Below are 26,071 nucleotides of genomic sequence, written 5' to 3'. Positions count from 1 at the left end.
GAACATTGTTTTTACTTTTAAATAAAGTTTATTCAAATGATACTAATAACTTTGATAAATAATCATAGAAAAGAGCGTGTTTTGAAAAAGGTAAATCAAAACACGCTCTTAATATTTTCAGTTGGTTTATTCTTTTATAAAAAGTTTAATCATTTCCTATCTGCATTACTATACTACTAGACTCTTTTCTTGAATATGTCTAATAGTCAATGTGCAGAATTCAAGTGCTTATAAGGAATACTTAGCTAACTGTTCACCCCAAGATGATAATTCAGTTTCAATAAATCCTGCTTTTTTATATACAAATTTAGCTGTAAGGTTTTCAGGATCATATCCAATCATTATTATAGAAATGTTTGCGTTATTATTTCTTCTTATCTCATCAATTACTAGATGTATAGCTTGTTTACCTATACCTTGCCCTTGAAACTTTTCATCAATCATAAGTCTATAAATCCAATAATTATTATCATCAGGATCTATCCCAAACATAGTAAATCCTATCATTTTTTCATCAAAATAAATACCGTTTGCATAGAAATTATCTAGAAATTGAACTTCTGCGATAGAATAAAGGTTGGATGCAATAAATGTTTGTTGTTCTTCTGTAACAGAAAGTGTAATTGCTTCTTCCCAATTACTTTTGTCAATAGCCTTTAAATAAATTTTCTTCAATCTGATACTCTCCTTCCAATATTGAGGAGGAACCACGTAGTTTATGGGCTAGTGATACGTTATCCTCTTATTTTTTTGCTCAATGAAATAGAAATATTTTCTCATTGACAACGCCTCCTTAAAGGTACAAATTAAAACACATTATTATAATCAATATAATTATATTCTTTCCGCTATAAATTATTTTCCTGTTGAAAAAATCCTATTTTTCTATCTAATTTATCCAAGGTATATGATACCAAATATCGGGAGAATCTCTTTGCAAACAATAATATTTCACCTTGAATAAAGAATGACGTTTTTTGTTTTGGAGAAGAATATGATTTTTAACTTGATAGCAGTGTGTCTGTACACTATTGTCATCAACCTATTATTCTATGATTTTTGTTTTTATTTACTTATATTTTCATTGTTACTGAACTCTACTTCAGTAAAAGTTTGTTTATACCCTAGATTGCCTCGTGTGAAAATAAGAATAAGTAAAGCGACAAATCCCAATCCTATCACTACAAACATATCCGTATTCTTTAAAACAGGGTTGGTGGAATGAGTTTGTGCTAAACTAAACGTATTTACACTCGCATGAATTAGCATGACAATAAATAAGTTACCGTGATTGCAGTTATAGACCCAAGTAAGAATAATTGAGATCGGCAAACATAGTAAAATAAAAATTGGTAAATGAATATATAGAAGAGAAAGGTCAGAACCCGGGCCACCCCTTTGTGCAGCCGTTAAGAAATGTGGAAGATGCCAAAAAGTCCACAAAACACTAAGTAGTAATGTAGCTTTTAACGGTCCAAATTTCGATTGTAATCGAGGCAGAGCGAAACCACGCCATCCGATTTCTTCGGGTAGAGGCCCACCGAGAAAGAAAATTGCTACAAAAGAGAAGAGATAGGTTATAAAAAATTCAAAATTAAGGTCACGGAAAGTAGGTATCTCTCCATTTACTATAACCATCCCCAGAAACATTGCAGCTGGGATAACGATGAGAGTAAACAAGTACCAATTCAAACCGACCTTAGTAGTTAGAATACTTTTTCTAACTTTTTTCCATGACTCTTTGCCTTCAAGAGTTCGCAACATGATACACGCTGCTAACATAGGGCCTGCAAATGCATTGGCAAAAAAGAAAATATCAAATGCCTTTGTTTTAGGGAAAATACCCCATTGAGATAAGATAAATGGAATTAATACAATCCATGAGAATAAATATGCCATTACAAAAAATGAAGTTAACGGATAGGATTCCAAATATCCCCTCAGACCTGTTGATGAGTTTTTTGATTTTGTTAAATACTTCAACACAATCACCTCTTTATTTATAAAATACCTTATATGTGCTAATTCTACATATTTTCATACAGAACCTTTTTGACGTAATAGAGTTGAGTTTTTTGTAAGAAAGGAGCGATAAATTACCAAAGAAATATAGAAATTTCTATAACAGTTTCCTTCATTTCCTTGTCTATCTTGAATGCATCTGGGGGAACATCCCATGCCTATCAAATTAAGAACATTGACAAGATGAAATTTGTCTATTAGAACTAAAATATTCTTAATGCAGAGGTAGACTCTTACAAATGTGGTTATTAGTGCTTCACCAACACGATTCGTTGAAGCCTCAATATAGAGGCATACTAGATTACGATGTTTTTCCGTAACAAATGTAGTTAAAAGTTTTTAGGTTTAGAGAGAGTTATAGAGGGTATACATACATTATAAAGAGTTGATTGGAGATAAACTTTATAGTGAATTAGTCTATAAAACTTACATTCTTACTTTAAATAAAAGGGGGGAGTATATATGAGTAAAAGGTTAATGAATAAGAGGATTCTATTTATTTTGTAAACGAGGGGCGTGTGAAAAATGAAAAATATGAAACGTAAGCTAGGAACCTTTGCGCTTACAATGACTGGGATTGGTTCGATTTTAGGATCTGGCTGGTTATTTGGTGCATGGAAGGCCGCCAAAATATCCGGGGGGGCCGCTATCTTTTCTTGGGTCTTAGGAATGATTGTAATATTATTTATTGCCTTACCATATAGCGAGTTAGGAGCCATGATTCCAGAGGCTGGCGGAATGGTAAAATATACCCAATATTCACATGGAGATTTCGTAGGATTTATTGCTGCATGGGCTAATTGGATAGCCATCGTCTCAGTTATTCCGGTTGAAGCTATAGCCTCAATACAATATATGAGCTCGTGGCCTTGGGAGTGGGCAAGTTGGGCCAAAGATTTAGTGGATAATGGAATGCTGACTTCAAAAGGTCTTGCAGCTGCTTCTTTACTTATAATCATATATTTCTTTTTAAATTATTGGACAGTTAGTCTATTTGCAAAAGTGAATTCATTAATTACTATATTTAAAATTATAATTCCTGGTCTTACAATTGGTGCATTGCTATTTGTTGGATTTCATGGAGAGAACTTTACTAGTCATCAGGACTTTCATGTATCTAATTGGTCAAATGTATTAACTGCTATGGCAACATCTGGTGTTATTTTTGCATTCAATGGTTTTCAAAGCCCAATTAATATGGCTGGTGAAGCAAAGAACCCAGGGAAATCTATTCCTCGGGCAGTTGTAGGATCCATTTTAATTGCAACTGTAATATATGTATTATTACAAATTGCTTTTATCGGTGCTGTAAATCCCGATATGATAATTAATGGATGGTCGAATTTAAATTTCAATTCACCATTTGCTGATTTAGCGATAGCACTAAATATTAATTGGTTAGTTATTGTATTATATTTAGATGCTTTTGTATCTCCTTCTGGTACAGGTACTACTTATATGGCAACCACATCACGCATGCTATACGGAATGGAGAAGAATGGATATTTTCCTAAAGTTTTTGGGAAATTACATCCTATATATGGTGTGCCTAGATTTGCCATGATGTTTAATTTAATGATTTGTTTTGTTTTTTTATTTTTATTTAAAGGATGGGGTGTTTTAGCTGAAGTTATTTCAGTAGCTACATTAATTTCATATGTTACTGGACCTATAACAGTAATGACTCTGAGAAAAACAGCGCCTAATTTTCATCGTCCTTTCTATATAAAAGGATTAAATATTATTGCACCTTTAGGGTTCATTTTTGCATCATTAACATTATATTGGGCAAGATGGCCATTAACAGGAGAAGTAATGTTTATTATACTTATGGGCTTACCTATATATTTTTATTATCAATTAAAAACAAAATGGGTTGGATTTAAAAAGAATTTTTTAGCTGGATTATGGATTGTCGGGTATTTATTATTTATGATTTGTATATCGTACACTGGAAGTGAAAGATTTGGTGGGTTAAATATTATAACTTATGGATGGGATATGGTACTTATTTCAATTGTTTCATTTCTATTTTATAGATGGGCTATAAATAGCGGATTTAAAACAAAAGATTTAAAAGTAGCTCAGAAAATTAATGGGGGAATTAGTTAAATAATATACATAAATTAGAAAAATGGATTTATAAGGGTTACCGTATAATATTTTTGAATATCCCCAAAACGGGGTCCCGTCAGGAAAATGCAGATTTACAACGTTAAGCTTATTTTCCTGACGATTCCTCTGTTTTTAACAACGTTAAGAAAGTTTTAGTGGTCTTAAAGCATCTAATGAGATCGCTTTCTCCGAATTAAAATGATATTCTCCTAGTAAATTAATATGTTCCCAACCTAGAGGCGACATATGGCGCAATAATTCTTCATTAAAACTACCAGCCTGTTTTTGATATTCAACTACTTTTGTTAGATGTAAGGTATTCCAGATACTGATGACATTAATGATTATATTTAAGGCACTAGCCCTTTGCAGTTGATGCTTCCCTAAGCTTACCCTGCTTTCAGAAGAAAATAGCTCTTGCCAATCCATTCATGGCTAGATTTAGCTGAAGATAATCCATACAGCCAATTCTTAATTACGGTTATGGGTGGTATTAACCAATTAGAGCGAGATTTTATCCGTATGAGTCAACGTGAAGGGATTGAACTGGCTAAGAAAGAAGGGAAGTTTAAAGGTCGGTTAAAGAAATATCATAAAAATCACGCGGGAATAAATTATGCAGTAAAGCTATATAAAAAAGGAGGAATGACCGTAAATTACATTTGTAAAATTACAAATGTGTCCAGAGCTTCGTTATACAGAAAGTTAACAGAAATGAACAATTAACTAATCTTTATTCTGCTAAAGGGGATTTTTCGAATGGTTAACGAAATCATTATTATATGGAAGTTTATTTAAAGATAAAGAGGACTTGAGGAGCTTCATATGACTGCAGAAATATAATTGTCACCACTTCCATATCTGGAGGCAATGGATAGGCGGGTACTTGCCAACCGAACACACGCAATTGTCGAGATAAATCATAAAGATTCCAGTTTGATGTGTAGCCATCTTTCAGTCGCCAAGCGAAAACAGGAATATCCGACCCATCGGACAAAAGTTCAAACGATTCGATCTTCTGAATGGCCTTGCTTAGAAAAAGAGCGACTTTCTGAGAAGTCTTTTGGACATCATAGTACCCACTTTTCCCTAAACGTAAGTAATTGTAATATTGCAGGAGAACTTGTGCACCGGGACGAGAGAAATTCAGGGCAAAAGTCGGCATATTTCCGCCCAAATAGGAAACGCGAAAGATTAGATCCTCAGGGAGATCTTCAGCTTCCCGCCAAATTATCCAATCTAATCCAGGATAGACTAATCCATATTTATGTCCGGATACATTGATGGACTTCACCCTTGGTAATTGAAAATCCCAGACTAAATCTGGTTGAAGAAACGGTGCTATAAATCCTCCCGAAGCTGCATCCACATGCATGGGAATGTCAAGATCAGTCTTCGCCTGTAAATCATCCAACGCTTTCGAAATTGCGGCAACCGGTTCGTAAAGACCGGTATAAGTTTCACCAAGAATCGGTACTACACCAATCATATTTTCATCCACGGCTGCGAGGATCCCCTGAGGATCCAATTGAGGATGTTCAGGGCTAACCTTCACATAGCGTGGTTCAACCTCCCAATAATTCGCGAATTTTTCCCAAACGACCTGAACAGCAGAACTAAACACAATATTGGGACGATCTACCGGCTTCCCTTCGCTTTTACGTGCATTTTGCCAGCGTCGCTTTAAGGCAAGCCCACCGAGCATACATGCTTCTGACGATCCAGTTGAAACGCCCATAGTCGTAAGGGGGCTGGGCGAATGCCAGAGGTTGGCTAAGATACGGACACACCGCTCCTCAATTTCAGCTGTCTGTGGGTATTCGTCCTTGTCAATCATGTTCTTGTCGAATGATTTTGCATATGATTGCTCTGCGGCAGGCTCCATCCATGTGCTAACGAATGTTGCAAGATTCAGGCGGGTGTTGCCATCAAGAGCAATTTCATCATGGACGATTTGATACGATGTTTCGGGTAACATGTCTTCATCAGACATATGAAAGCGTGGAACGACGGATTCTCCTTCATGGGCAAACAGAGGATTTACAGAAAATTCGTGAGGCAGCTCTTTTTGCATGTGAAGTGGTAGAGATTGTGAATTATCTGGCATAATCTCTTTTTTTGTATGTATCGTTTTGAACTTCTGCTTTTCGATCCTGTGGCATACAAGTCCCCCTTAATTAAATTTTTAACAAACATATTATTTACAAAAAATCATTTGTTAAACCAAGGGGACATAAAGCTTCAAGCACTTTTCTATCAATCTTTATTTCAAAGCTACACGGAACCCTATGGTTATAATTCAAAGGAGTGGACAGTCGATTCATTCCTTACTGAAACTTTTCAAGCACTTTCTGGTCAATGAGGACATGTAACGTTCCTTGATTCAGATTGCCGCGATCCTGGTCTGGAGGGAAGGACTGTCCATTTCCAGACTACTGTGGTTCGCCAGCTCAAACGCAGATTTCGGGATGATTCCGATGCCGAGGTTGGCTTTCTGACAAGTCTCGTGGATCAGCTTGGTAGAATCAGCGGTAAATGACCAGAGGTTGCTCGTGCAGCTCTTCGAATTATTGTTTTATGCTTTATTCAAGTTGTTGAAAGTAAATTTTCACTGTTTATAAATCGGAATGTTCTTTCTATTATTTCTACAATTGTTATCTATTTATATATAAGGTTATAAGGAATATATTGGCAATGTAAGTGAAAACAATAGATGGAAGGGGATGTTTTTTATGTTTAAAAAAGCAGCACTAGGGATTTCAACGTTAGCAATCACAGCGTTCGTCGGATTAGGAATGGCAACAGAGGCTTCTGCTGGACCAGCAGCACCTCTTACTTCACTAAACGTCGTACAAGTAGAGTCTGAACTGGGCAGGGTAGAAACAATTGACCAGAACAGCTTTAGCACATTACGTAATCACGGAGGAAAATACTTATATATTACCACGAAAGAAATGGGATATGGCCAAAATCCATTTGCTAAAATGAATGGCTCTAATGTAAAAAGTATTGGATCCACTATAATTGGCGGAAGACCGATCGTTGGCTGGTATTATAAATGGGATGCTTCTGGGCATCAACAGGGAACGTTTGAGTACCAAAAGACATCTATAAATGCACCATTTAATACAATGCGTACATCAATTTATATCTAATAGTTTTGAAAGCGTTCGTACATTTAAATAGTCAAAGAAAAGGCACTCCTAGGAGTGCCTTTTCTTTGACTTGAACCATGTTCCTATATATATTCCCCATCCCATAAAAACCCTTCCTATAAAACAGGATCCTAGACACCAATAGACTTCATTTGAAAAATAGTTTACATATGTATGGGTGGTAACAGTAACGCTACATCATGAATATAAGATGCGTTACGCCTTCTGTTCTAACAACCTACTTTATAGAAAGTGCCTTTCTCATATATTTTACCACATGTAACATTGAGTTTATTAAGTATTTAGTTAATATGTACAATTACATAGTAAATACCGTTTAAATAGGAGACTAAGAAAAATGCAAAATAAGTGATTCTAAACATATTCCAGATAATCTCTAATTTTTTATTAATTATTTGTTTGGCGCTCGATAATAGAAGGAAGTACTGCTTGTATTCTATTTAACAAATCTAAGACATTCACATCACACATTTATTTCTATTCACTAGGAGGTTGAATTAATTAGAAAGAAGCATATGCAATAAATAATTCTGTTTTATATAACATCCAACCACTTAAAAATCCAGTAATAAAAAAGGAGGGAGAAGGTATCTTTTATTGAAGTTTGTTTATAATAGCTCTTTAACTTGTTAGGGGGAATCATAAAGGAGATTAGTAATCTCTTTGATCATTTTTATTTTCCTTATAGTAATAGACTTATTGTATTAGAAAATTCAAATTTTGAAAGGAGTATCAATAAATATGAGTAAGAAAAAAGATTCGTGCTTATCAACTTAAGGATAGAAATTAAATGGGTTTTTGTTTAAATAAACTAAACAAAGGGGTGTTCTTTATGTGTACTAGTTTGACATTACAGACAAAAAACGGTCAACATCTTTTTGCAAGAACGATGGATTTTACATTAGATTTCAATCAAGAAGTAATAATAGTTCCTCGAAGTTATCGATGGAACAATATAACTGGTGAAACCATCGAAACGAAACAAGCAGTTATCGGGATGGGGATTAACTATCAAGGAAGGGTCATTCTGGCAGATGGAGTAAATGAAGCAGGTATGACTTGTGCAACGCTCTATTTCCCAGGCTTCGCAGCTTATAATGAAAGTATAGATGACAATAAAACGAATCTGGCTCCATTTGATTTTGTGGCTTGGAGTCTCACGCAGTTCAATTCTATTAAAGAGTTAAGAAAGTCTGTTGATAGTATTTCTTTTTTGGATGTACCATTACCTATTTTAGGACTTACTCCGCCGCTACATTGGATTATAGCGGATAAATGGGGAGAATGTATTGTACTAGAGCCGACAACTGAGGGGCTAAAAGTGTATGACAATCCGTTAGGGGTAATGACCAATAGTCCAGAGTTTAACTGGCATCTACAAAATTTAAGACAATATATTGGTCTTAGATCACAGCCCTATGAGCCTACACAATGGGGGGATTTATCATTGAGTGCTTTTGGACAAGGTTCAGGTTCGATGGGAATCCCTGGGGATTTCACTCCACCATCAAGGTTTGTTCGGGCGGCGTATAGCAAACAAAATATTCATGGGATAGATAATGAAGAGGAAGGGGTATCGGCCATTTTTCATATCTTATCAAATTGTGAGCTTCCAAAAGGTGGAGTGATAACGGAAGAAGGTACATTAGATAATACCATTTATACAAGCGCAATGTGTATGGAGTCTGGTATATATTATTATCATACCTATGATTGTAGACAAATTATAGCCATACATCTATTTCATGAAAATTTAGATACAGATGAAATTAAAACTTATCCATTCCAGCGTAAACAAAAGATATATTATCAAAACTAATGAGATTTGGAATAACATTAAAGAGGCAAACTTAATTAAGTTTGCTTTTTATAATAGGCCATACGACTCATGCTATAACTTTTAATCACTTTAAGCGAAGGGTACGTGATTGAGATGAATAATACATATAATGAAAAGACACATACTTCCATTAAACAATTATTGAACAAATTTTCACCCAACGCCCCTGGCTTTGCATATATTGCTAGTTTTGATAGTGGAGTAACGTATAAAGGTGCAGTTGGCTTAGCTTCTATAGAGGAAAATCTACCGATAACCACAAAGAGCGTTTTTAATATCGCCTCAGTTTCTAAACAATTTACAGCGTTTTCTATATTACTCTTAGAACAAGAGGGAAGATTGAGTTTAGATGATTCGATTGTAAAGTATGTCCCTTCTATTGGAACATATGCTGAACCAGTAACATTGAGACACCTAATTCATCACACTGGTGGACTAGTTGATTATATGGAATTGGCTGTATTAGCAAATATTAAATTTACAGATACATTAACTGTGGAAGAATCGTTAGAGCACCTTAAAAATCATCAAATTGCAAGGTTCCCAGTTGGCACAAAATTTGAGTATAGCAATACAGGATATTTTTTATTATCAAAAGTGGTAGAGAAGGTAAGTGGCAAGTCTCTACGTCAATTTACAAAGGAGCGTATTTTTGATCCTTTACATATGAGAGACACAACAATTGTAGATTGCTACCCAACAACTATACCAATTATTAGTGGGTATTCGAAGAATGAGCAAGGAAAATATAAAATCTATGAAAGCCCTTGGGAACATACAGGTGATGGGGCAGTTCATACAAATGTTGAAGATCTTGTAAGATGGGGAGAAAATTTAACTACAGGCACCGTTGGTGGAAAAGAACTTGTTAAAAGAATGAGCGAAATAGGTCCGAAAATTTCTCCAACTGGGGAGACGATTATTGACAATGAAGATTATGCTTTTGGGCTAAGGCTTGCAGAAGGTTTTAACCGTCGATACTTGGAACATTCAGGTAGCTGGGCAGGTTATCGTTCACACTTCATGCGGTTTCCAAAAGAATATTTGACTGTTGTAGTACTAAGTAACTATGATGGATTTGACTCTAAAAAATATGCTAATGAAATAGCAGAAATTGTTTTAGAAAAGTAAAAAATAGGGCGTAGAAGACAGTATCTAGATTTGGTTAACCTCACGTTGTTTTAGGTGTAATTGATTTTGAGAACGGAAGGCAAGCATATATTTATGCCTGCCTTTTTTCGTATTAAAACGAACATAAATATTAATATTTATACAGTTAAAAAAATAATTAGAAATTCTTTAAATATAGATTAATTAATGAGGTCGAATTTTAAAATTTTTTAAATTAATATATAAAAATTATATATTATGATTATCAAACTCAATTTTATTAAAAATTGAAATGTTAATTAATATTCCTATTGCTATTAAATTGACCATTAAAGAACTTCCACCAAAACTTACAAATGGAAATGGGGTACCTGTAAGAGGAAATAGTCCTGTAATACCACCTAAATTTACAACAGATTGCATACCGATCATACATCCTATACCAATTGCTATAAAACTGCCAAATGGATCTACACATAATTGTGCAATTTTTAAGGAGCGAAGTACTATAGTCAAAACTCCAGCCAATATAATAAATACACCAATAAATCCTAGTTCTTCAGAAACTATTGCCATTATAAAATCTGTATGTGGTTCCGGAAGATAACCTGTTTTTTGTATGCTATTTCCAAATCCACGACCAGTGATTCCTCCGGAGCCAATGGCAATAAAAGAATTTACAAGCTGGTATCCATTTCCTTGCGCATCAAGAAATGGATTGAAAATCGTAGTAATACGTGTCTTTTGAACTTCTGACAAACTATATTGAATCAAGAAATATAAAATAGGTAACCACAAAATAGAACTGATGATAGTTCTTTTGATTAGTAGATTAATATTTATTCCTGAGCATAGAAATATGCTAAAACCTATACCTAATATTAAAAGTGCAGATCCTAAATTTGGTTGTTTAAAGATAAGAAAAAAAATTGTAGCTAAAAAAAATAAAAGTTTTCCGATACCACTCCAGTTATTTTTAGCTTGTTCTTGTCGTAATGCAAAAAAGCGGGCTGTTACAAGTATTGTTCCTAATTTAAGAAATTCAGCTGGCTGTATTCCAAAGATCCATGATTGAGCGTTATTTACCACTTTTCCTTTCCATAAAACCATAATTAATAAAAAAATCCCCCCAACCATAATACAGATTGAGACTATTCGTTTTTTCCATATTTCATATGGGAGTAAAGCACAAACTATTAATCCTATTGTACCTAAAAGTAGCTTTGTTAATTGAGAATCAACAAAATGTCTACTGTTATAACCGTAATGTTGGACAGCAACAATGGAGCTTGCACTATACATCATGATAATACCTAAAGTACATGTTATGAATAGAGAAAGGAGCAATAGATAATCGAGTTTTAATATTTTTTTCATTTTAATATCCTCCTGATTTAAAACAAAACATAATATTACATTTGCTAATGAATAGAATCTTGTTCTCGTCAATTACTAAATATGACTTGTGTTTAGGAAGATTCTATCGCTTACTCCCTGTTTTTTTACGCAAAAATCCCCCTAGTATGTAACTAGAGGGATTTAAAATGGCATGACTAAATAAGGCTTTTCTCCCCCTAGTAGAGCTTTGGCACTATACAACGTAAAGTAATGAAAATTCATTACTTAGCTATCTTAAGAAGAGCCTTAATCCGACAATTCCTGTTCTACCCATTGGCGTCTTTCGACATTTTTGGGCAATAGCCTGTGTTTGCATAGGAGCCTCACCTAACAGGTTAAGCAACATAAATTTTATGTATTTGTTTCGTGTAGCAAGCATAAATATATTTTTTTTGCTTGTCAAGCAACCGTATTGCTAATTTTATATGATTTATAGCTTTATAGCCCTTTGAGAAATAATATGAGAAAATGTATGTAATCATTTCGTATAAATACATATTTTCGACTTGTAGTGTAAAGTATGATTAAGTAGTTTAATCATATAAATTTGATAAACAGTAAAGAAGATTTTAATCATAAAAGAAGATTTTTTAAAAAATGTTTTTTTGAAGTAAAGAATAACCAATCATTCATCCTCTGTTATAAAGTTGGAATTTGATTGAAAACAATAAGTTTCATATGTTTTATAACGTTTCTTCGAATTAAATCTATTTAAATTCTATGTTTTTTAAGGAGAATTTTAAATTTATAATAAAATATAATTTCATTTTCTATAAAAGATTTTTTATGAATGGATTTGAAAGTCAGTTGACAAATATTAAATTCTGGTTTAAATTTTGAAGTAATTCAATAAACTTTGTTAGGTGAGGCTCCTGTATAGAGAAACGCTGCTGCCCAAAAATGTCGAGAGACGCCAATGGGTCAACAGGAACGGTCGGATTAAGGCCCTTCTTAATGTAGCTGGTTATAAAAACCTATGCTATACAGTGCTAAAACTCAACGAGGGAGTGGTATACGATTTGATAGAAAGGCACCTCTGTGATTTTGGCAGAGCTGTCTTAATAATCATTTATTTGTATTGTAAAAAACCTTTACTCCTTTTTGAGTAAAGGTTTTTCTGTTTAATGTTATTTGTTTTATCTTGTCTATATTCAAAAAGGAGGTAATTCTAAATAATGAATTGATTGCAATGTAACTATTATTGCTCTAATAAAAAATTTAAGACAGATAAAATAAAACAAAACCACTCATGAAACTCTAGAGTCTCCCTTAGCAATATGAGGAGGAGTTAACATGAAGAAATTATTAAATGAATTACTTGTAACCAAAAATAATTTGGATGCAGAGAAAGTTTTACGTCATCCGTCGTATGATATTGCGCAAGAAGTAAAACAGTTTTCAATTGAAGATCAAATCATATTACTAAATACGATTCCTGTATTAAAAAGCTCTAAAATTCTTCAATATATGAGTGCAGAAGAAAAATATAATATCTTAATTCGCTTATCTGAAAACAAAGCTAAAAAGTTACTAAATTTACAACCGATTGATGAATTAGTAGATTTACTGCTAGCGGTTCATCCGGAAAAACAGGCTAAATTAATGGCGTATTTAGATAAAATCACAAAACATAACGTAAAAAAATTGATGACTTTCAAACCTGAAACGGCAGGAAGTCTTGTCACAAGTGATTTTGTTGCAGTTAGAGGAAATTGGTCAGTAAAAATGACATTGAAGTATATTAGGGAACATTCTGAAAATGTAGAATCAATATCTTATAGTTATGTTCTTGATAGTCATGGTTATCTTGAGGGGATCGTTTCCATACATGAGTTATTATTAGCAGCAGATGACGAGATATTATCTACTATCATGATTCAAGAGGTAATTTCAGTACAAGCTGAAGTTGACCAGCAAGAAGTTGTAAAAAAGCTTCTGAATTATAATTTAGCAGCAATACCTGTAACAACAGCAAATAATAAAATGATTGGTATTATAACATTTGATGACGTAATGAATGTTATGGAAGCAGAAGCTACAGAAGATATTCAAAAGTTAGGCGGAAGTGAACCATTGAATCAATCTTACTTTGAAGCTAGCACTTGGAGTATTTTCTTAAAACGTCTACCATGGTTATTACTTCTTTTTGTTGCTGAAGCATATACAGGTACAGTATTAAAGTATTTTGAAGACGAAATTGAAACTGTAGTTGCTCTTGCTTTCTTTGTTCCGTTATTAGTAGGTACTGGTGGGAATACAGGAACACAGGTTGTAGCAACAATCACTCGTGCAATCGGTATTGGAGAGGTCAAATTTAAAGACATTTTCCGTGTAATGAAAAAGGAATTTGCAATAGGGATGCTTCTCGGACTTGCACTTGGAATAGCTGGGCTCACTCGTGCTTATATGTTAGGAGTTGGAACAGAAGTTGCACAAGTTGTAGCAATTACTTTATTATTTATTGTTATTTGGGCCTCTCTTGTAGCTGCTGTTTTACCTTTAATTCTAAGAAAATTAAAACTAGATCCTGCAGTTGTTTCAGGTCCATTTATTACAACATTTGTTGACGGAACAGGATTAGTAATTTATTTCATGGTTGCAAAAACGTTATTAAATTTATAAATATACACTGAAAAAAATGAAATTCGGAATAAGTATTTTGCCCTAATTGCTAAAATATAGCTGGGAATTCAGGCATGAGGAAATCAAACAATTTTGTCTTTAGATAAATAATATTTTAATGGATTTATTGAATGTAATGAATGCTGGAGGATAAAACTATGAAACATCTCAGAAAAATCTTCAAACGAATTTTGCTTCTATTGTCTATTTTCATGCTTATTGGCATAGGAATATTATTTGGTACTAGCTATGGCCGAGAGCTTCGCATAACAATGGCTGGGAGTATACTAACTTCTCAGCATCCACAATATGCGAAATATACATTCCTATCCCAAAAGGAACTAGATAAATTGCAAGATAGAATTAATCATCCGAAATGGTCAAATAGTGATGAGCATATTTATAAAAAAATAGCAGGAAAAAGATTAGAAGAATTTAAAAATCAACCATTAGAAATTGATGTAGAAACAATTAAAAGTAACAAAGATAGTCGCTTTCTTTTTGAAGGAAAATTAGTTACTATTAGCAATCCCTTCAATGTTAAACTTGTTAGCCATCAAGGAACACAGGGCGCTAACAGAGGAGAAAAAATTAGCGTAATGGCAAAGCGTAATCATGCACTTGTTGCTGTGAATGCAAGTGGATTTGCTGATGAAACAGGAAGGGGTGGAGGAAATGTTGCAACTGGAATAGTGATAGAAAATGGGGAGACTATTGATACGAATATGGATAGAAATACCCCTACAATTATTACGGGTTTAACAAAGTTTGGGCAAATGATAACAGGAAATTATTCTACCCAACAACTTTTGGATAAACAAGTCGTTTCAGCGGCAGGATTTATGCCACAGTTAATTGTAAATGGAGAAAAAATGATTACAGAAGGAGACGGTGGTTGGGGTTCTGCACCACGAAGTATTATGGCTCAAAAAGAAGATGGCACAATAATGTTTCTGGTAATAGACGGTAGGCAAACACATAGCATAGGGGCCACGCTAAAAGAGTGTCAAGATATCCTGTATGAAAAAGGAGCAGTAAATGCAATGGCTATGGATGGAGGTTCTTCTGCTACGCTATATTTAGGAGGCAAGGTTATAAACTCACCTTCTACATTATCTCATGAAGATCGTTATTTACCAAATGCTTGGGTGGTAACAGCAAATACGAAACAAAAAATAAGGATGATAATAGATGGGAAAAACATAGACACTAAAACAACAGATGAATTTGAAGTGAATATTTCAACTGATTTATGAATTTCTAAGAGAATGAAGGTTTAATTAAAGTTTAAAAATTAATATCCAAAGAGATTTTAAATTAATACTTTTATCATTTAACACGTATTAATAAAATGCTTATAGAGACACTCAACCATATGGGAAATCTTCAAAAAGTTAAAAGAAGTATAATTGATGTATACTACTTACATTCATATTTTTTTATATGTTTTTAATTTATTGGTATTTGCTACAGGTATATAAAATGGACAACCTGTAAAAGTAATCGTTGTAATCAGATGAGTAAAAATTAATACGCAGAATAAAGTAGTGGTCATACCTGAAAATCATTTGATAAATAATGAAGAACATGTCGCTTTATATGTAAGCCCTAATATAATTAAAATGAAGCATATTACAAAAGAAATGGAATTTAAAAAAGGCTTAGAAGAAATCAAAGGTGAAAAATTGAGAGATTAGCTTATAGTATATAGAAATCGCTTAACAAAACCGTTTGAAAACAGTTAAATTCTTTTTAAACGCCTTAACAACTTAAAATAGACTTTTAAGTTGTTTTGTATGTTTTGATATTGTTTTGGTATTTAAAGATCGATACAAACGAATCTGAGAGACTGTTTTTTCGGGGTAACTAGATAAAATAAAGAATTTAATATAAAAAGCGGTGCTAATTTATAAATATGGTGGGATAAAAATATTATTTCAGATGAATATGAAAGAAGAGAGGAATGATAGAAATATAAATTGTTTAATCAAATTATTTAATAAAAAAAATTAAATAACTAGCTATATGATAAATGGTATTATTATTTTAAGAAGACGGTTTCAAAAGAACCGTCTTCTTTTTGTTTCTTTATAAAAAGATACAGATTAATTAATGCCCATTTTTATGTTTTATAAATGTAATAGATTTATTTTAAACAGCCTTTTTAGTAGTAGCTATTTTAAAGGTATTACTTCTCATGCTATAAAATTGTAGGCCTAATGAAATAATCATAGAAATTATCGCAAAGTAGATTAGAGCCATAGTCCCCATTCCAAGAGAAATTACTACTCCACCTAATGTGGCACCTACGGAACTTCCTAGATAGTTAATCGAACTATTGAGGGCCACAGCTGCACTTCCGTGCTTAGGTTGATAGGATAATAAAATATGTTGCTGTGGTGCTCCTGATGCCCATCCCATTGCTCCCCATATGAAAAATGGTAAATATTTTATAATTGTTAGATTAATCATTATCGGAATACATACAACTGAGACAGTTAAAATAATTAAAATAAGAGCCATTAAAGTTTTTGGTTTTTTGAAGTAATCAATTAAATATCCAATTGTTATACTTCCAAATAATCCACCCAATCCCCAAGCCCATAAATAAATTGTTAAATCACTTGTGCTATCAAGATCTTGTAATAATGGAGATAGATAGGTATATAAACCTAAACTTGAAATACTTGCAAAGAATGTTATTAAAACAGTGATAGTAACTCTTTTATCTAAAAACATTGCAAGTCTTTCTTTCATAGCAGGTGGTGCAGTGACTGGAACATGTGGTAGAAACTTAAGAATACTAATAGCAGCAATTAAACTAAGTATTACCACAAACCACATTGCTGATTGCCAATCAAACTTGTCTGCGATATAAAGACCTATCGGAACACCTAATACAGTTCCCATACTCATGCCACCGATTGTTAAGCCAAGTGCGCGTCCTTTCTTTTCTACAGGTACTAACATAGTTGAGCCTGCAACAGCTAAAGGAGAAAATAATCCAGCACCAACACCAGCAATCGCCCTTGATATTAAGAATATCGAAAAGTTTGGAGATACTGCGGTTAATGCATTTGCAAGTCCAAATACAATTATTGAAGTCAATAGAACTTTTTTTATAGGTTTCCCTGCTAAGAGAGAGGCAAACAGTGGAGCGGATATTGCATAGCATAATGTAAATATACTTACCGCTTGCCCAACTTGGGATGCACTTTTTTGATAGGTATCACTAATTCCAGGAACCAGTCCAGCAATAATATAAGCATCGAATCCCAAGGCAAACATACCAATAGCTAAAAAGATAACTTTTTTCATAGTTCTGCCACCTTTACATTGTCAAGATTATAATAAATTATCAATCTTATACACTCTAGTTGCTAGTTTTATACAGATAGAGAATGATTATTGAATCAATATATAACTCTATAATGATGTTATTTACAATTATAATAATTGAGTTATATATAATTATTGAATAATGCCATAGTAATTAAAAAATCTGCAGATTAAATTAAGGTAAAATAACATTTGATAATCATTACTCGTCTAGCTTAAGTAGGTTAATATTAGTATACTTAATGAATGGGATTAAATAAAATGAATAATATTAATGCAAGGGATGAAAAAAACTCATGAGTATTATTAAGTATGAAATTTTTGAATCAGTTATTACAACGGGGAGTTTTACAAAAGCTGCCGAAAAATTAAACATGACGCAATCTGCAGTAAGCCATGCAATTTCTAGCTTAGAAAAGGAATTAGGAACGTCTTTATTCCTGAGAACTGGTCGGACGATTACTTTAACTCCTCAAGGCACTAAAGCTTATGAGTATATTGGTCAGATATTAAATATAAACCGTAAATTAATAGAGACTAATTTTAATGAACAATTATTGCCTAAAACACTGAGGATTGGAGCCTTTACAAGTGTAAAAAAACATATATTACCTCCAATTATGAAAGAATTTAATAAATTGTATCCGTTTATAGAAATTATAATATTTGAGGGGACTTATGATGAAATACAAGAATGGGTTATTAATAAAGTAATTGACCTGGGATTTACAATTAACGGGGAATTCGGATGTGAATCCGTCCCATTTTGGGAAGACGAGTTAGTTATAGCAACACCAAATAACTTAAAGTTAATTCCTGATGATTGCTCTTTAAAGGATTTCTTTGATCAAAATAATATTATTATGCCAGCAGCGCCATACAGAAATCAAGTTGAGAAATTTTTGAATCAGCACAGTATAGAGCCTAAGGTTCATTCGTATATAAGTGACTGCAATACAATTGTGAAAATGATTGATCTAGGAATAGGTATTTCTATAGGACCAAAGCTTTTCTTAAAATCATTTGATGATATAAAGATATATGAATTACCGGATCGGCATTATAGAAATATATACATATCTTATAAACATTCTACAGAATTAACACAAGCAGAAGGACATTATGTTCAGGAATTTATAAAAATAGCAAGGAACTTATTTTAAGTTCCTTGCTATTTTTTATCCTAATCGTCCAAATCCGCTATTTTCGTTGAGCAAGACTCTTTTCTCAGAACTGTTATATTTAACTCTATAAAAGCTCGATTTCTTAGAATCAATTTCATTAAGTAATTCCTGTAAGCGAACTGCATCTTTTAGATTTGGAAAACCAAAAGAAGGTTCTTTTTCCAGCATAACAAAATCAGTAACATCTTTGACTACATTTATAATTCGCTCTATTTTTCTATCCCCATTATATTCATGTTCAAGGGAATTAAAGTATAACAGTTCTTCAGATTGTGTGCTAGTTTCTGTCCAAATTTTTACTGAATCTTCATACCAGTTTGGTGTGTCATAAGAGAGTTGTGCAAAAATTAATTGATTATTAGCATCTTGAAAAACAAAATCTAATTCTCTTCTTCTGAATAAGTTTACAAAACTACTATATCCTGTTACTACAGCACCATTTATTTCACCCATAACAGAAACGCTATCTGAAATTTCATTTCCAGAGATTGAATAATCAGACTTTACCCCTTGAATATGTCTTAATTGTAATGGTGAATTACCGTTGATCCATTGAACAAGATCTAAAGAGTGTATAATTTCACTGATAACTCCTGTTGTAGGTCGATAGTCATTAATTCTATTTTTTTCCCATAAGAAGTTGGCACGTACTAATTTTAAATTATTTTCATTCACATATGCTTTTAATAATCGAGCGGCTTGTGAATATCTTGCAACCATATTTAAACAAAAGCCTGATGTGTATTTTAATAGTTTCTCTGCATTTTCTAACTTGAAATTTGGATCAACAAAAGGCTTTTCACATATTACAAATCCATTGAAATTTTGAATTGAAAATAATACTTCTCCATGATTTTCGTCGTTAACGGATATTACTAAAATATCTGGCTTAAATACTTCCAAGGCAGATTCGATAGTCGGATAATACACTAAATCAATATCTTTTTGAGATCTTGAAGTATAAGCAATATCAATATCATTATTGTAGAGAGGTGAGATGTTCTGGAAAGCTTCTAAAAACATTTGCCCTGAAAAACCCATTCCAATAATTAAAACTTTCATTTTGGTACGCTCCTATTCTATTGTTTTAAATAATAACTGTTCCCCAGTTTGGAGATAACCTCTTTTTCTATTGAACTCTTCGGCCATTTTACTAGATTGGACAACAATTTTTTGAACATTATTTTCTCTAAACCAATTATGAAAAGCATCCATCATTGCTTCTGCAATTCCTAGACCACGTCTATCTTTGCTTACTACAAGAGATTGTCCCCAACCAACTCGTCCGTTAAGTGCACCTACCATAGGAGCGCGTGAATCAATTATTCCAATAACACATGAACATATTTTTTCATCTTCATCATATTGACCGACCTGAATCAGTACATCCTCATTTGAAATATTCTCTTTAATCCAATCGCGATAAGCATTTTGCCAGGCCAAATTATCTTCTTCACTTTTTGCTGCATAATGTGTGTCACCACTAGATAATAAAATCTTTCTTAATTCCACTAATTCTTCAGTGTCTTGAATAGTAGCTTTACGAATCAATAATTTTTCTTGCATAATCAAAATTCCTCCTAAAGTTCTTTGTGTGATGAATGTGTATTTTTAGGGGGTGAAATAACCAGACTAAAGACATCATATTTATCTCTTAATTAAAATATAATGATAAATTATTTTCATAATCATAAAATTAATTTGAGAATGTATAGTTGATCTTTAACTATTAATTTTAATAACCTAAAAATACCTTTTTTGTAAAATTAGTTTTCACGAGCCAAATATTATCACGACTTAAATATTATATCAATATTAATTTTCTAACTCTTTAGAAATAAATTAAAAAAACAAAAAAATCATTTTCTTGTTAGATAAGTGGCTGTAAACACTCTATTTATAAGCTTTTCACTATTTCTAATTGAACTAAAGCTTAAAATTTAATATAAATATATATATATATAGGAAGAGTAAAAATATAATTTACCGAAAAAATTTTATTTTTAAAATTTTTGTTTGTTTTTTTTGTGTATTATGCCTATAATGAGAGAGCACCACAAATTTATTAACATTTTTTTACATTACCCCCTTAAATTGATAGTTAGAGAACTTATAATTGGAGGCACTATATGTATACAAAAATATTAAATGAAAAACTAGTAGAACTGAAAAAAAGTGGGCAATATCGTGAGTTTGTTACATTAAATCGAATTCGTGGGCAATATCCTTTAGCTAAATTAAATGGATCAGAAGATAGTCAGCCTGTAGTTGTTTGGTGCAGTAATGATTACTTAGGAATGTCACAACATCCAGTTGTTGTTGAAGCCATGCATAACGCAATTAATTTATATGGTGCGGGATCAGGTGGTTCTAGAAATATTGGTGGTACACATTATCAATATGAGGAATTGGAGTCATCATTAGCTGAATGGCATGGTAAAGAATCTGCACTTGTATTCCCGACAGGATATGGGTCAAATGATGCAACACTTCAGTGTTTACTACGTTTATTTGAAGATTGTATTGTTTTTTCCGATGAACTTAATCATGCATCTATAATTAATGGGATACGTAGTACGAAGGTAGAGCGTACAATATTTAAGCATAATAATACAGAACATTTAGAGCAATTACTTGCATCACAACCATATAGCCGACCAAAAGTAATTGTTTTTGAGTCAGTTTATTCTATGGATGGTGACATTGCACCAATTGAAGAAATTGTTAAACTTGCTAAGAAGTATAACGCTTTAACATTCCTTGATGAAGTTCATGCAATTGGTATGTATGGACCTAGAGGAGCAGGGATAGCTGCTGATCTAGGTATTGCGGATTCAGTTGATATTATTCAAGGGACTATGGCTAAGGGAATTGGTGTTATCGGAGGATATATTACAGGTTCGGGACCAATGATTGATGCAATCCGATCTTTTGCCTCAGGTTTTATATTTACGACTTCACTACCACCAGCTATAGTAGCGGCATGTTATACAAGTGTTGAGCACTTAAAGGTTTCTAAAGTAGAAAGAGATGGTTTACATAAAAAAACAGAAATGTTGAGAAATTCTTTTGAAAGAGCAGGAATTCCAATTATGAATTCAAGCGAGACGCATATATTACCAGTTTTAATTGGTGATGCAACAAAGTGTAAAGCTGCTGCACGTCAGTTACTTGAGAAACATAATGTTTATTTACAACCAATTAATTCACCAACTGTACCAATTGGGACCGAGAGATTTAGGGTAAATATTACTCCAAATCACACTGAAGAACAAATTATACAATTAACAAATGCATTGACTGAGGTATTTATTGCATTCGATATACCTTTCTTGAAGGAAGAACAAGTAATAGTATAATATTTATATATATAATTATTTTAATTATAAATCAAATGATATTTTAGAATATTAAAATTACATGTAGTTTACTACTTAAAATACCCCATATTTATATGGGGTATTTTAAGTGAGGGGGGAGTTAATTATGGAGAGTTGTCCTATGTTCGATCTTGTAAAAACTAATAATTTATCACCTGAAATTTTAGGAACTGAAATGGGTAAGTTAGCTAGAGAGTTATTTATTTTAAGACCAGAACAAGTGAATATTTCAGTCTATGGAAGCTTTAAAAACGTTACAAATAAATATGAATTGCAAATAGGTTTTTTGAAAGGGATATTTAATCTTACAGAAAAAAGTATATTGGAACAAGCTCCTTTTAGGATTGGTAATAGCACTGGAATTAAATTTGTAGAAGAATTTGCAAAAACACCTTATTCTTATACTGCAAAAATTTCTTTATTTAATGAAAAAGAAAGTATAGAAGTTGTTACATATAAAAATGATATAGGAAAAATACTTATTTCAGAAATTAATGGTTTTAATTTTAACATATCAGAAAATAATCCAACTATTTTGGTGAGGAATAAAAATAGTTGTAAATTTCTCGCTTTTATAACATCCTTATGCAGTGATTATGAAATTAATATTATAAAAATTCAAAGTTCATCTCAAAAGATAAATAATATTATGATCATTGAATTAGATAAGTTACCATCGCTTAAAGTAATTGAGAGGGTTAATAATAATCCTTATGTATATAAGACTATAATTATAAATTGAACTTACTCACAAAATATTCCTTAAATAACAAATAAGCTATCCTTCCTATGATTCTAATGAAGAAATTCAATTCCATAGCGATAGTACAGAAAGTGAAAATGGAAAAATTATTTTTTATCTATGGAATTTTAGAGAGGGTAAAACAAGTACAGAAGCCAATCCTACACATGTATATGGAGAAAAAGAATATACAATGTAGAACTAAAAGTTAAAGATAGTAGAGGAAAAGAAAGTAAAGAACAAATAAAAGTTACTGTAAAAAGATCCGTAAACAGATGGATCGCTTGAAGAAGAGAAGATACTCCGGTTTAATAAGCTTGTAAAAGGAAGTATGATTAATCCTGATCAAACAGATGTTTATAAGTTTGATGTTACAGTTCCAAAAGAAATGGATATCTCCGTGGTAAATAAACAAAATAATGGAATGACATGGGTATCTTATCATGAATTAGGCATGCAAAATTGCGTAGCTTGTGGTGAAGATGAAGGAAATACTATAAAGCGAAATATTATTTGAATATGTATAAATTTAATGATAAAAATGGTGGATATTCATTATTAGTAAAATAAATTTATTTTCAACATGTATATTACAGTTTTTTTGCAGGGGGGCTGTCACTATAGGTTCCTCCTATTTTTTTATTTATACATTAGAATCATCTTAATAAAAAACAAATATCCACTTTAATAAATCTAATATTCAATGTGGAGAATCCAAGTGCTCATAAAGAATACTTAGCTTAACTGTTCACCCAAAGAAGATAATTTTGTTTCAATAAATCCTGTCTTTTTATATACAAATTTAGCTGTAAGATTTTCAGGAGCATATCCAATCATGATTAAAGGGATGCTTGTATAGTTATCTTGTTTTATCTCATCAATAACCAGTTATATAGCCTGTTTACCTATATCTTTCTCTTGAAATTTTTCATCAATCATAAGTATATAAATCCAATAATTATTATCAGCAGGATCTATCCTAAATATAGTAAATCCTATCATTTTTTTATCAAGATAAATACCTTTTGCATAGAAATTATCTAGAAATTGAACTTCTGCGATAGAATAGAGATTGGATGCAATAAATGTTTGCTGTTCTTCTTTAACAGACAGTCTAATTGCTTCTTCCCAATTACTTTTGTCAATAGGCTTTAAATAAATTTTCTTCAATTTGATACTCTCCTTCTAGTATTGAAGAGGAACCACTTAGTTTATGGGCTAGTGAAACGTTATCCTCTTGTTTTTTGCCCAATCAAATAAAAATATTTTCTCATCGACTTCGCCTCCTTAAAGGTGCAATTTAAAATACGTTATTATATATTTTCCCTCTATAGTTTATTAAGGTGCTATATTCATACGCAACCTCATTGTTAACTGAATAACCTTTATTCAATTAAAGGGCTCCTTAACAGAATAGTTTATTGTCATCCAACGGCCCCTTAATCGATTTTTCAATTCCAGAAGATGTTATAAATAGAAAAAAATCTTGATGTAATTTAAGTTATATGAAAAGCTATATATTTAAAATAGGAGGGGTAATACCGTTAAGGAGATCCCAAGTACTTAATCCAAAAGAATATTCGAAATCCGGGTAATTAACTAGGGTAGTAAAGCGCCCACCCCAAGTTAGACCAAGTTGTTCCCCTATATATCCCATTTGCTTAAATTTTTTGATGTTATTCCAGGGTATAGAATTATTTTCATAAGGTGCTGCATCAAAGGCTAATCCCCAATTGTGATATCAAGGAGAAAGTGTAAAAATGATACAGAGTTTATTGAAAAGGTATGGTTTTTACACAGGGGAAATAGATGGATTTTTTGGACTTGAAACTGAAAAATCAGTAAAGGAATTTCAAAAAATTAAAAGTTTTACTGTAACAGGAGTAGTGCGTAAAGAACTATGGAGATTACTTGAAGAATTACAATATACTGCAGGTACCACAAGGGATTTGGAATATAACCCCATACCAGTACAGACAAATACAGATGCAAATATTAAAACATACACAACTTCTCAACATACAAACCAATTGTTTATTAATCCTTTCTCTACACCTTCTATGACAAATTCCTCCATATCTCATTACCCACAATCATTCTATAATCAAAATGGATACTTTCCTAATTATTAATCATTGAAAGTAATAAAAATATAAAGGAGTGATTGCAATGAATTGTTATAGAGACAGGGCGAATAGTTTTGATTGATTATCTCTCTTATCCATGGGATACAGGAAAGCAGTTATGCTATCAACCAAATATATTTTTGAATAATCAACAATTTTTTTATGATACACGGATACTTATCGCGCATCAAGTGGCAAGTTAATTGTGTCTGTTTATGAAATGAATACAGATAAATCAATCAAAGGTGCAAAGGTATTCGTTCGTAAGCAAGATGAGGGTAGTCAAATTATTACCACACTTCAAACAAATGATATTGGTTTAACAAGTGTCATTTCTTTATCTGCTCTCCCTAAAGAATCTGCTTCAGATCCTTCGGGCCCTAAACCTTATTCAGAATATATCCTTACAATTGAAGCACCTAATTATGGTGTGAAAATAGTTAGAGGTGTACAAATTTTTGCGGGAACTACAGCAAAACAAAGAGTAGAAATGATTCCTATAAATCGAACAGGAGAGCTGCAATCAATAGAAATTATTGATGTACCTCAGCATAAATTAACTAAACAGCATTTAGAAAGACAACTTCAGCAGTACTCTATGTATTCTACAGATATTCCTTTACATGCACATAATCTACAAATACCGCAATATATTATAGTTCATGATGGGAATTCTTATGAAAATGCTCCAAGATATAAAGTGGATTTTAAGGAGTATATAAAAAATGTTAGCGCTTCGGAATTATACCCGAATTGGCCGAAAGAAGCTTTAAAGGCTAATATCATTTGTATAACTTCATTTGTATTGAATCGTATATATAAAGAACATTAAATTTCTTCTTTAGTAGGGGAGATTTTTAAGTTATCTGCTATATTAGTTTGAATAAAAAATAAAAAGAGGCACATTGGTATTATCCCCTATAGGTAGACAGTAAAAAAAGAGTCCATCTGATATGATGGACTCAATACTGTTTTATCTGGAGGGGATTTTTTTATGGCAAGAAAAGGACAATCATT

The 26,071-nt window shown here is 32.3% G+C and carries 16 protein-coding genes, 8 pseudogenes and 2 riboswitches; of the genes and pseudogenes, 14 read left to right on the top strand and 10 right to left on the bottom strand.

The annotated features are described in order from the left end of the window. Window positions 1–228: 228 nt before the first annotated feature. Together ACTFRH_RS28120 and ACTFRH_RS28115 are read right to left on the bottom strand one after the other, a co-directional pair. Window positions 229–675, bottom strand: a complete 447-nt coding sequence (locus ACTFRH_RS28120) for a GNAT family N-acetyltransferase (RefSeq protein WP_000725625.1) — start codon at window positions 673–675, stop codon at window positions 229–231. Between the two features lie 390 nt (window positions 676–1,065). Further along, window positions 1,066–1,983, bottom strand: a complete 918-nt coding sequence (locus ACTFRH_RS28115; protein WP_000876424.1) for a CPBP family intramembrane glutamic endopeptidase — start codon at window positions 1,981–1,983, stop codon at window positions 1,066–1,068. 564 nt (window positions 1,984–2,547) lie between these two features. Between ACTFRH_RS28115 and ACTFRH_RS28110 the strand changes: the two genes are divergently transcribed. Continuing rightward, a complete protein-coding gene (locus ACTFRH_RS28110; protein ID WP_000794168.1) occupies window positions 2,548–4,134 on the top strand; it encodes an APC family permease in 1,587 nt (528 codons plus the stop codon). 144 nt (window positions 4,135–4,278) lie between these two features. Here ACTFRH_RS28110 and ACTFRH_RS28105 read toward each other — a convergent pair. Beyond that, a pseudogene (locus tag ACTFRH_RS28105) lies at window positions 4,279–4,573 on the bottom strand (Tn3 family transposase); the annotation flags it as partial. On the opposite strand from ACTFRH_RS28105, the pseudogene ACTFRH_RS28100 reads away from it, so the two are divergent. After that, window positions 4,567–4,863: pseudogene (locus ACTFRH_RS28100) on the top strand (helix-turn-helix domain-containing protein); the annotation flags it as partial. The pseudogenes ACTFRH_RS28105 and ACTFRH_RS28100 sit on opposite strands and share 7 nt — an antisense overlap. Window positions 4,864–4,975: 112 nt before the next feature. Here ACTFRH_RS28100 and ACTFRH_RS28095 read toward each other — a convergent pair. Then, window positions 4,976–6,299, bottom strand: a pseudogene (locus ACTFRH_RS28095) (glutamate decarboxylase); the annotation flags it as partial. 570 nt (window positions 6,300–6,869) lie between these two features. Here ACTFRH_RS28095 and ACTFRH_RS28090 point away from each other — a divergent pair. The 3 genes from ACTFRH_RS28090 (at window position 6,870) to ACTFRH_RS28080 (ending at window position 10,284) form a co-directional block, all read left to right on the top strand. After that, window positions 6,870–7,292 carry a DUF4879 domain-containing protein gene (locus ACTFRH_RS28090; protein WP_000472926.1) on the top strand — a complete coding sequence of 141 codons (423 nt, stop codon included), beginning with the start codon at window positions 6,870–6,872 and terminating at the stop codon, window positions 7,290–7,292. An 853-nt stretch (window positions 7,293–8,145) separates the two neighbouring features. After that, complete coding sequence (gene bsh / locus ACTFRH_RS28085) at window positions 8,146–9,132, top strand: choloylglycine hydrolase (RefSeq protein WP_000337606.1); 987 nt, start codon at window positions 8,146–8,148, stop codon at window positions 9,130–9,132. A 114-nt stretch (window positions 9,133–9,246) separates the two neighbouring features. Beyond that, window positions 9,247–10,284, top strand: a complete 1,038-nt coding sequence (locus tag ACTFRH_RS28080) for a serine hydrolase domain-containing protein (RefSeq protein ID WP_001066670.1) — start codon at window positions 9,247–9,249, stop codon at window positions 10,282–10,284. Between the two features lie 228 nt (window positions 10,285–10,512). Here ACTFRH_RS28080 and ACTFRH_RS28075 read toward each other — a convergent pair whose 3' ends face one another. Next, window positions 10,513–11,640 (bottom strand): FtsW/RodA/SpoVE family cell cycle protein, encoded by a 1,128-nt coding sequence (locus tag ACTFRH_RS28075; protein WP_000722125.1) that lies wholly within the window; start codon window positions 11,638–11,640, stop codon window positions 10,513–10,515. 186 nt (window positions 11,641–11,826) lie between these two features. After that, window positions 11,827–12,003, bottom strand: a riboswitch (M-box (ykoK) riboswitch). Window positions 12,004–12,509: 506 nt separating this feature from the next. After that, window positions 12,510–12,675, top strand: a riboswitch (M-box (ykoK) riboswitch). 279 nt (window positions 12,676–12,954) lie between these two features. Between ACTFRH_RS28075 and mgtE the strand changes: the two genes are divergently transcribed. The 3 genes from mgtE (at window position 12,955) to ACTFRH_RS28060 (ending at window position 15,980) form a co-directional block, all read left to right on the top strand. After that, a complete protein-coding gene (mgtE, locus tag ACTFRH_RS28070) occupies window positions 12,955–14,283 on the top strand; it encodes a magnesium transporter (RefSeq protein ID WP_000735187.1) in 1,329 nt (442 codons plus the stop codon). 158 nt (window positions 14,284–14,441) lie between these two features. After that, a complete protein-coding gene (locus tag ACTFRH_RS28065) occupies window positions 14,442–15,539 on the top strand; it encodes a phosphodiester glycosidase family protein (protein WP_000681833.1) in 1,098 nt (365 codons plus the stop codon). 291 nt (window positions 15,540–15,830) lie between these two features. Next, on the top strand, window positions 15,831–15,980 hold the full coding sequence (locus tag ACTFRH_RS28060; protein ID WP_154071904.1) for a hypothetical protein: 150 nt from the start codon (window positions 15,831–15,833) through the stop codon (window positions 15,978–15,980). Window positions 15,981–16,434: 454 nt separating this feature from the next. Here the strand turns inward: ACTFRH_RS28060 and ACTFRH_RS28055 are convergent, their stop codons facing one another. Continuing rightward, entirely contained in the window at window positions 16,435–17,601 is a 1,167-nt protein-coding gene (locus ACTFRH_RS28055; protein WP_000755603.1) for an MFS transporter, read from the bottom strand. Window positions 17,602–17,918: 317 nt separating this feature from the next. Between ACTFRH_RS28055 and ACTFRH_RS28050 the strand changes: the two genes are divergently transcribed. After that, complete coding sequence (locus ACTFRH_RS28050) at window positions 17,919–18,785, top strand: LysR substrate-binding domain-containing protein (protein WP_440048879.1); 867 nt, start codon at window positions 17,919–17,921, stop codon at window positions 18,783–18,785. A 15-nt stretch (window positions 18,786–18,800) separates the two neighbouring features. Here the strand turns inward: ACTFRH_RS28050 and ACTFRH_RS28045 are convergent, their stop codons facing one another. Further along, entirely contained in the window at window positions 18,801–19,868 is a 1,068-nt protein-coding gene (locus tag ACTFRH_RS28045) for a Gfo/Idh/MocA family oxidoreductase (protein WP_000866048.1), read from the bottom strand. 12 nt (window positions 19,869–19,880) lie between these two features. Next, window positions 19,881–20,372, bottom strand: a complete 492-nt coding sequence (locus ACTFRH_RS28040) for a GNAT family N-acetyltransferase (protein WP_001156574.1) — start codon at window positions 20,370–20,372, stop codon at window positions 19,881–19,883. 563 nt (window positions 20,373–20,935) lie between these two features. Here ACTFRH_RS28040 and hemA point away from each other — a divergent pair. The 3 genes and pseudogenes from hemA to ACTFRH_RS28025 all read left to right on the top strand — a co-directional run. Beyond that, complete coding sequence (hemA, locus tag ACTFRH_RS28035; protein WP_000288160.1) at window positions 20,936–22,165, top strand: 5-aminolevulinate synthase; 1,230 nt, start codon at window positions 20,936–20,938, stop codon at window positions 22,163–22,165. A 127-nt stretch (window positions 22,166–22,292) separates the two neighbouring features. Continuing rightward, window positions 22,293–22,928, top strand: a complete 636-nt coding sequence (locus ACTFRH_RS28030; protein ID WP_000443211.1) for a hypothetical protein — start codon at window positions 22,293–22,295, stop codon at window positions 22,926–22,928. A 55-nt stretch (window positions 22,929–22,983) separates the two neighbouring features. Continuing rightward, window positions 22,984–23,498, top strand: a pseudogene (locus ACTFRH_RS28025) (PKD domain-containing protein); the annotation flags it as partial. Between the two features lie 152 nt (window positions 23,499–23,650). Here the strand turns inward: ACTFRH_RS28025 and ACTFRH_RS28020 are convergent. Both ACTFRH_RS28020 and ACTFRH_RS28015 read right to left on the bottom strand, forming a co-directional pair. Beyond that, window positions 23,651–24,098, bottom strand: a pseudogene (locus ACTFRH_RS28020) (GNAT family N-acetyltransferase). Window positions 24,099–24,441: 343 nt separating this feature from the next. Then, window positions 24,442–24,669 (bottom strand): annotated as a pseudogene (locus tag ACTFRH_RS28015) (M15 family metallopeptidase); the annotation flags it as partial. 1 nt (window position 24,670) lies between these two features. Here ACTFRH_RS28015 and ACTFRH_RS28010 point away from each other — a divergent pair. Together ACTFRH_RS28010 and ACTFRH_RS28005 are read left to right on the top strand one after the other, a co-directional pair. Continuing rightward, window positions 24,671–25,060 (top strand): annotated as a pseudogene (locus tag ACTFRH_RS28010) (peptidoglycan-binding domain-containing protein); the annotation flags it as partial. 68 nt (window positions 25,061–25,128) lie between these two features. Continuing rightward, window positions 25,129–25,883, top strand: a pseudogene (locus ACTFRH_RS28005) (SpoIID/LytB domain-containing protein); the annotation flags it as partial. Between the last annotated feature and the right edge of the window lie 188 nt (window positions 25,884–26,071).

The sequence above is a fragment of the Bacillus cereus group sp. MYBK216-1 genome (assembly GCF_051916495.1).
Taxonomy (GTDB): Bacteria; Bacillota; Bacilli; order Bacillales; family Bacillaceae_G; genus Bacillus_A; species Bacillus_A thuringiensis_K.
This window is presented reverse-complemented; position numbering and strand designations above follow the sequence as displayed.

Bases quoted from the DNA above. Each gene is read 5' to 3' on its own strand.
- ACTFRH_RS28110 (WP_000794168.1), top strand. From the start codon at position 2,548: ATGAAAAATATGAAACGTAAGCTAGGAACCTTTGCGCTTACAATGACT.
- ACTFRH_RS28090 (WP_000472926.1), top strand. From the start codon at position 6,870: ATGTTTAAAAAAGCAGCACTAGGGATTTCAACGTTAGCAATCACAGCG.
- bsh (WP_000337606.1), top strand. From the start codon at position 8,146: ATGTGTACTAGTTTGACATTACAGACAAAAAACGGTCAACATCTTTTT.
- ACTFRH_RS28080 (WP_001066670.1), top strand. From the start codon at position 9,247: ATGAATAATACATATAATGAAAAGACACATACTTCCATTAAACAATTA.
- ACTFRH_RS28075 (WP_000722125.1), bottom strand. From the start codon at position 11,640: ATGAAAAAAATATTAAAACTCGATTATCTATTGCTCCTTTCTCTATTC.
- mgtE (WP_000735187.1), top strand. From the start codon at position 12,955: ATGAAGAAATTATTAAATGAATTACTTGTAACCAAAAATAATTTGGAT.
- ACTFRH_RS28065 (WP_000681833.1), top strand. From the start codon at position 14,442: ATGAAACATCTCAGAAAAATCTTCAAACGAATTTTGCTTCTATTGTCT.
- ACTFRH_RS28055 (WP_000755603.1), bottom strand. From the start codon at position 17,601: ATGAAAAAAGTTATCTTTTTAGCTATTGGTATGTTTGCCTTGGGATTC.
- ACTFRH_RS28050 (WP_440048879.1), top strand. From the start codon at position 17,919: ATGAGTATTATTAAGTATGAAATTTTTGAATCAGTTATTACAACGGGG.
- ACTFRH_RS28045 (WP_000866048.1), bottom strand. From the start codon at position 19,868: ATGAAAGTTTTAATTATTGGAATGGGTTTTTCAGGGCAAATGTTTTTA.
- ACTFRH_RS28040 (WP_001156574.1), bottom strand. From the start codon at position 20,372: ATGCAAGAAAAATTATTGATTCGTAAAGCTACTATTCAAGACACTGAA.
- hemA (WP_000288160.1), top strand. From the start codon at position 20,936: ATGTATACAAAAATATTAAATGAAAAACTAGTAGAACTGAAAAAAAGT.
- ACTFRH_RS28030 (WP_000443211.1), top strand. From the start codon at position 22,293: ATGGAGAGTTGTCCTATGTTCGATCTTGTAAAAACTAATAATTTATCA.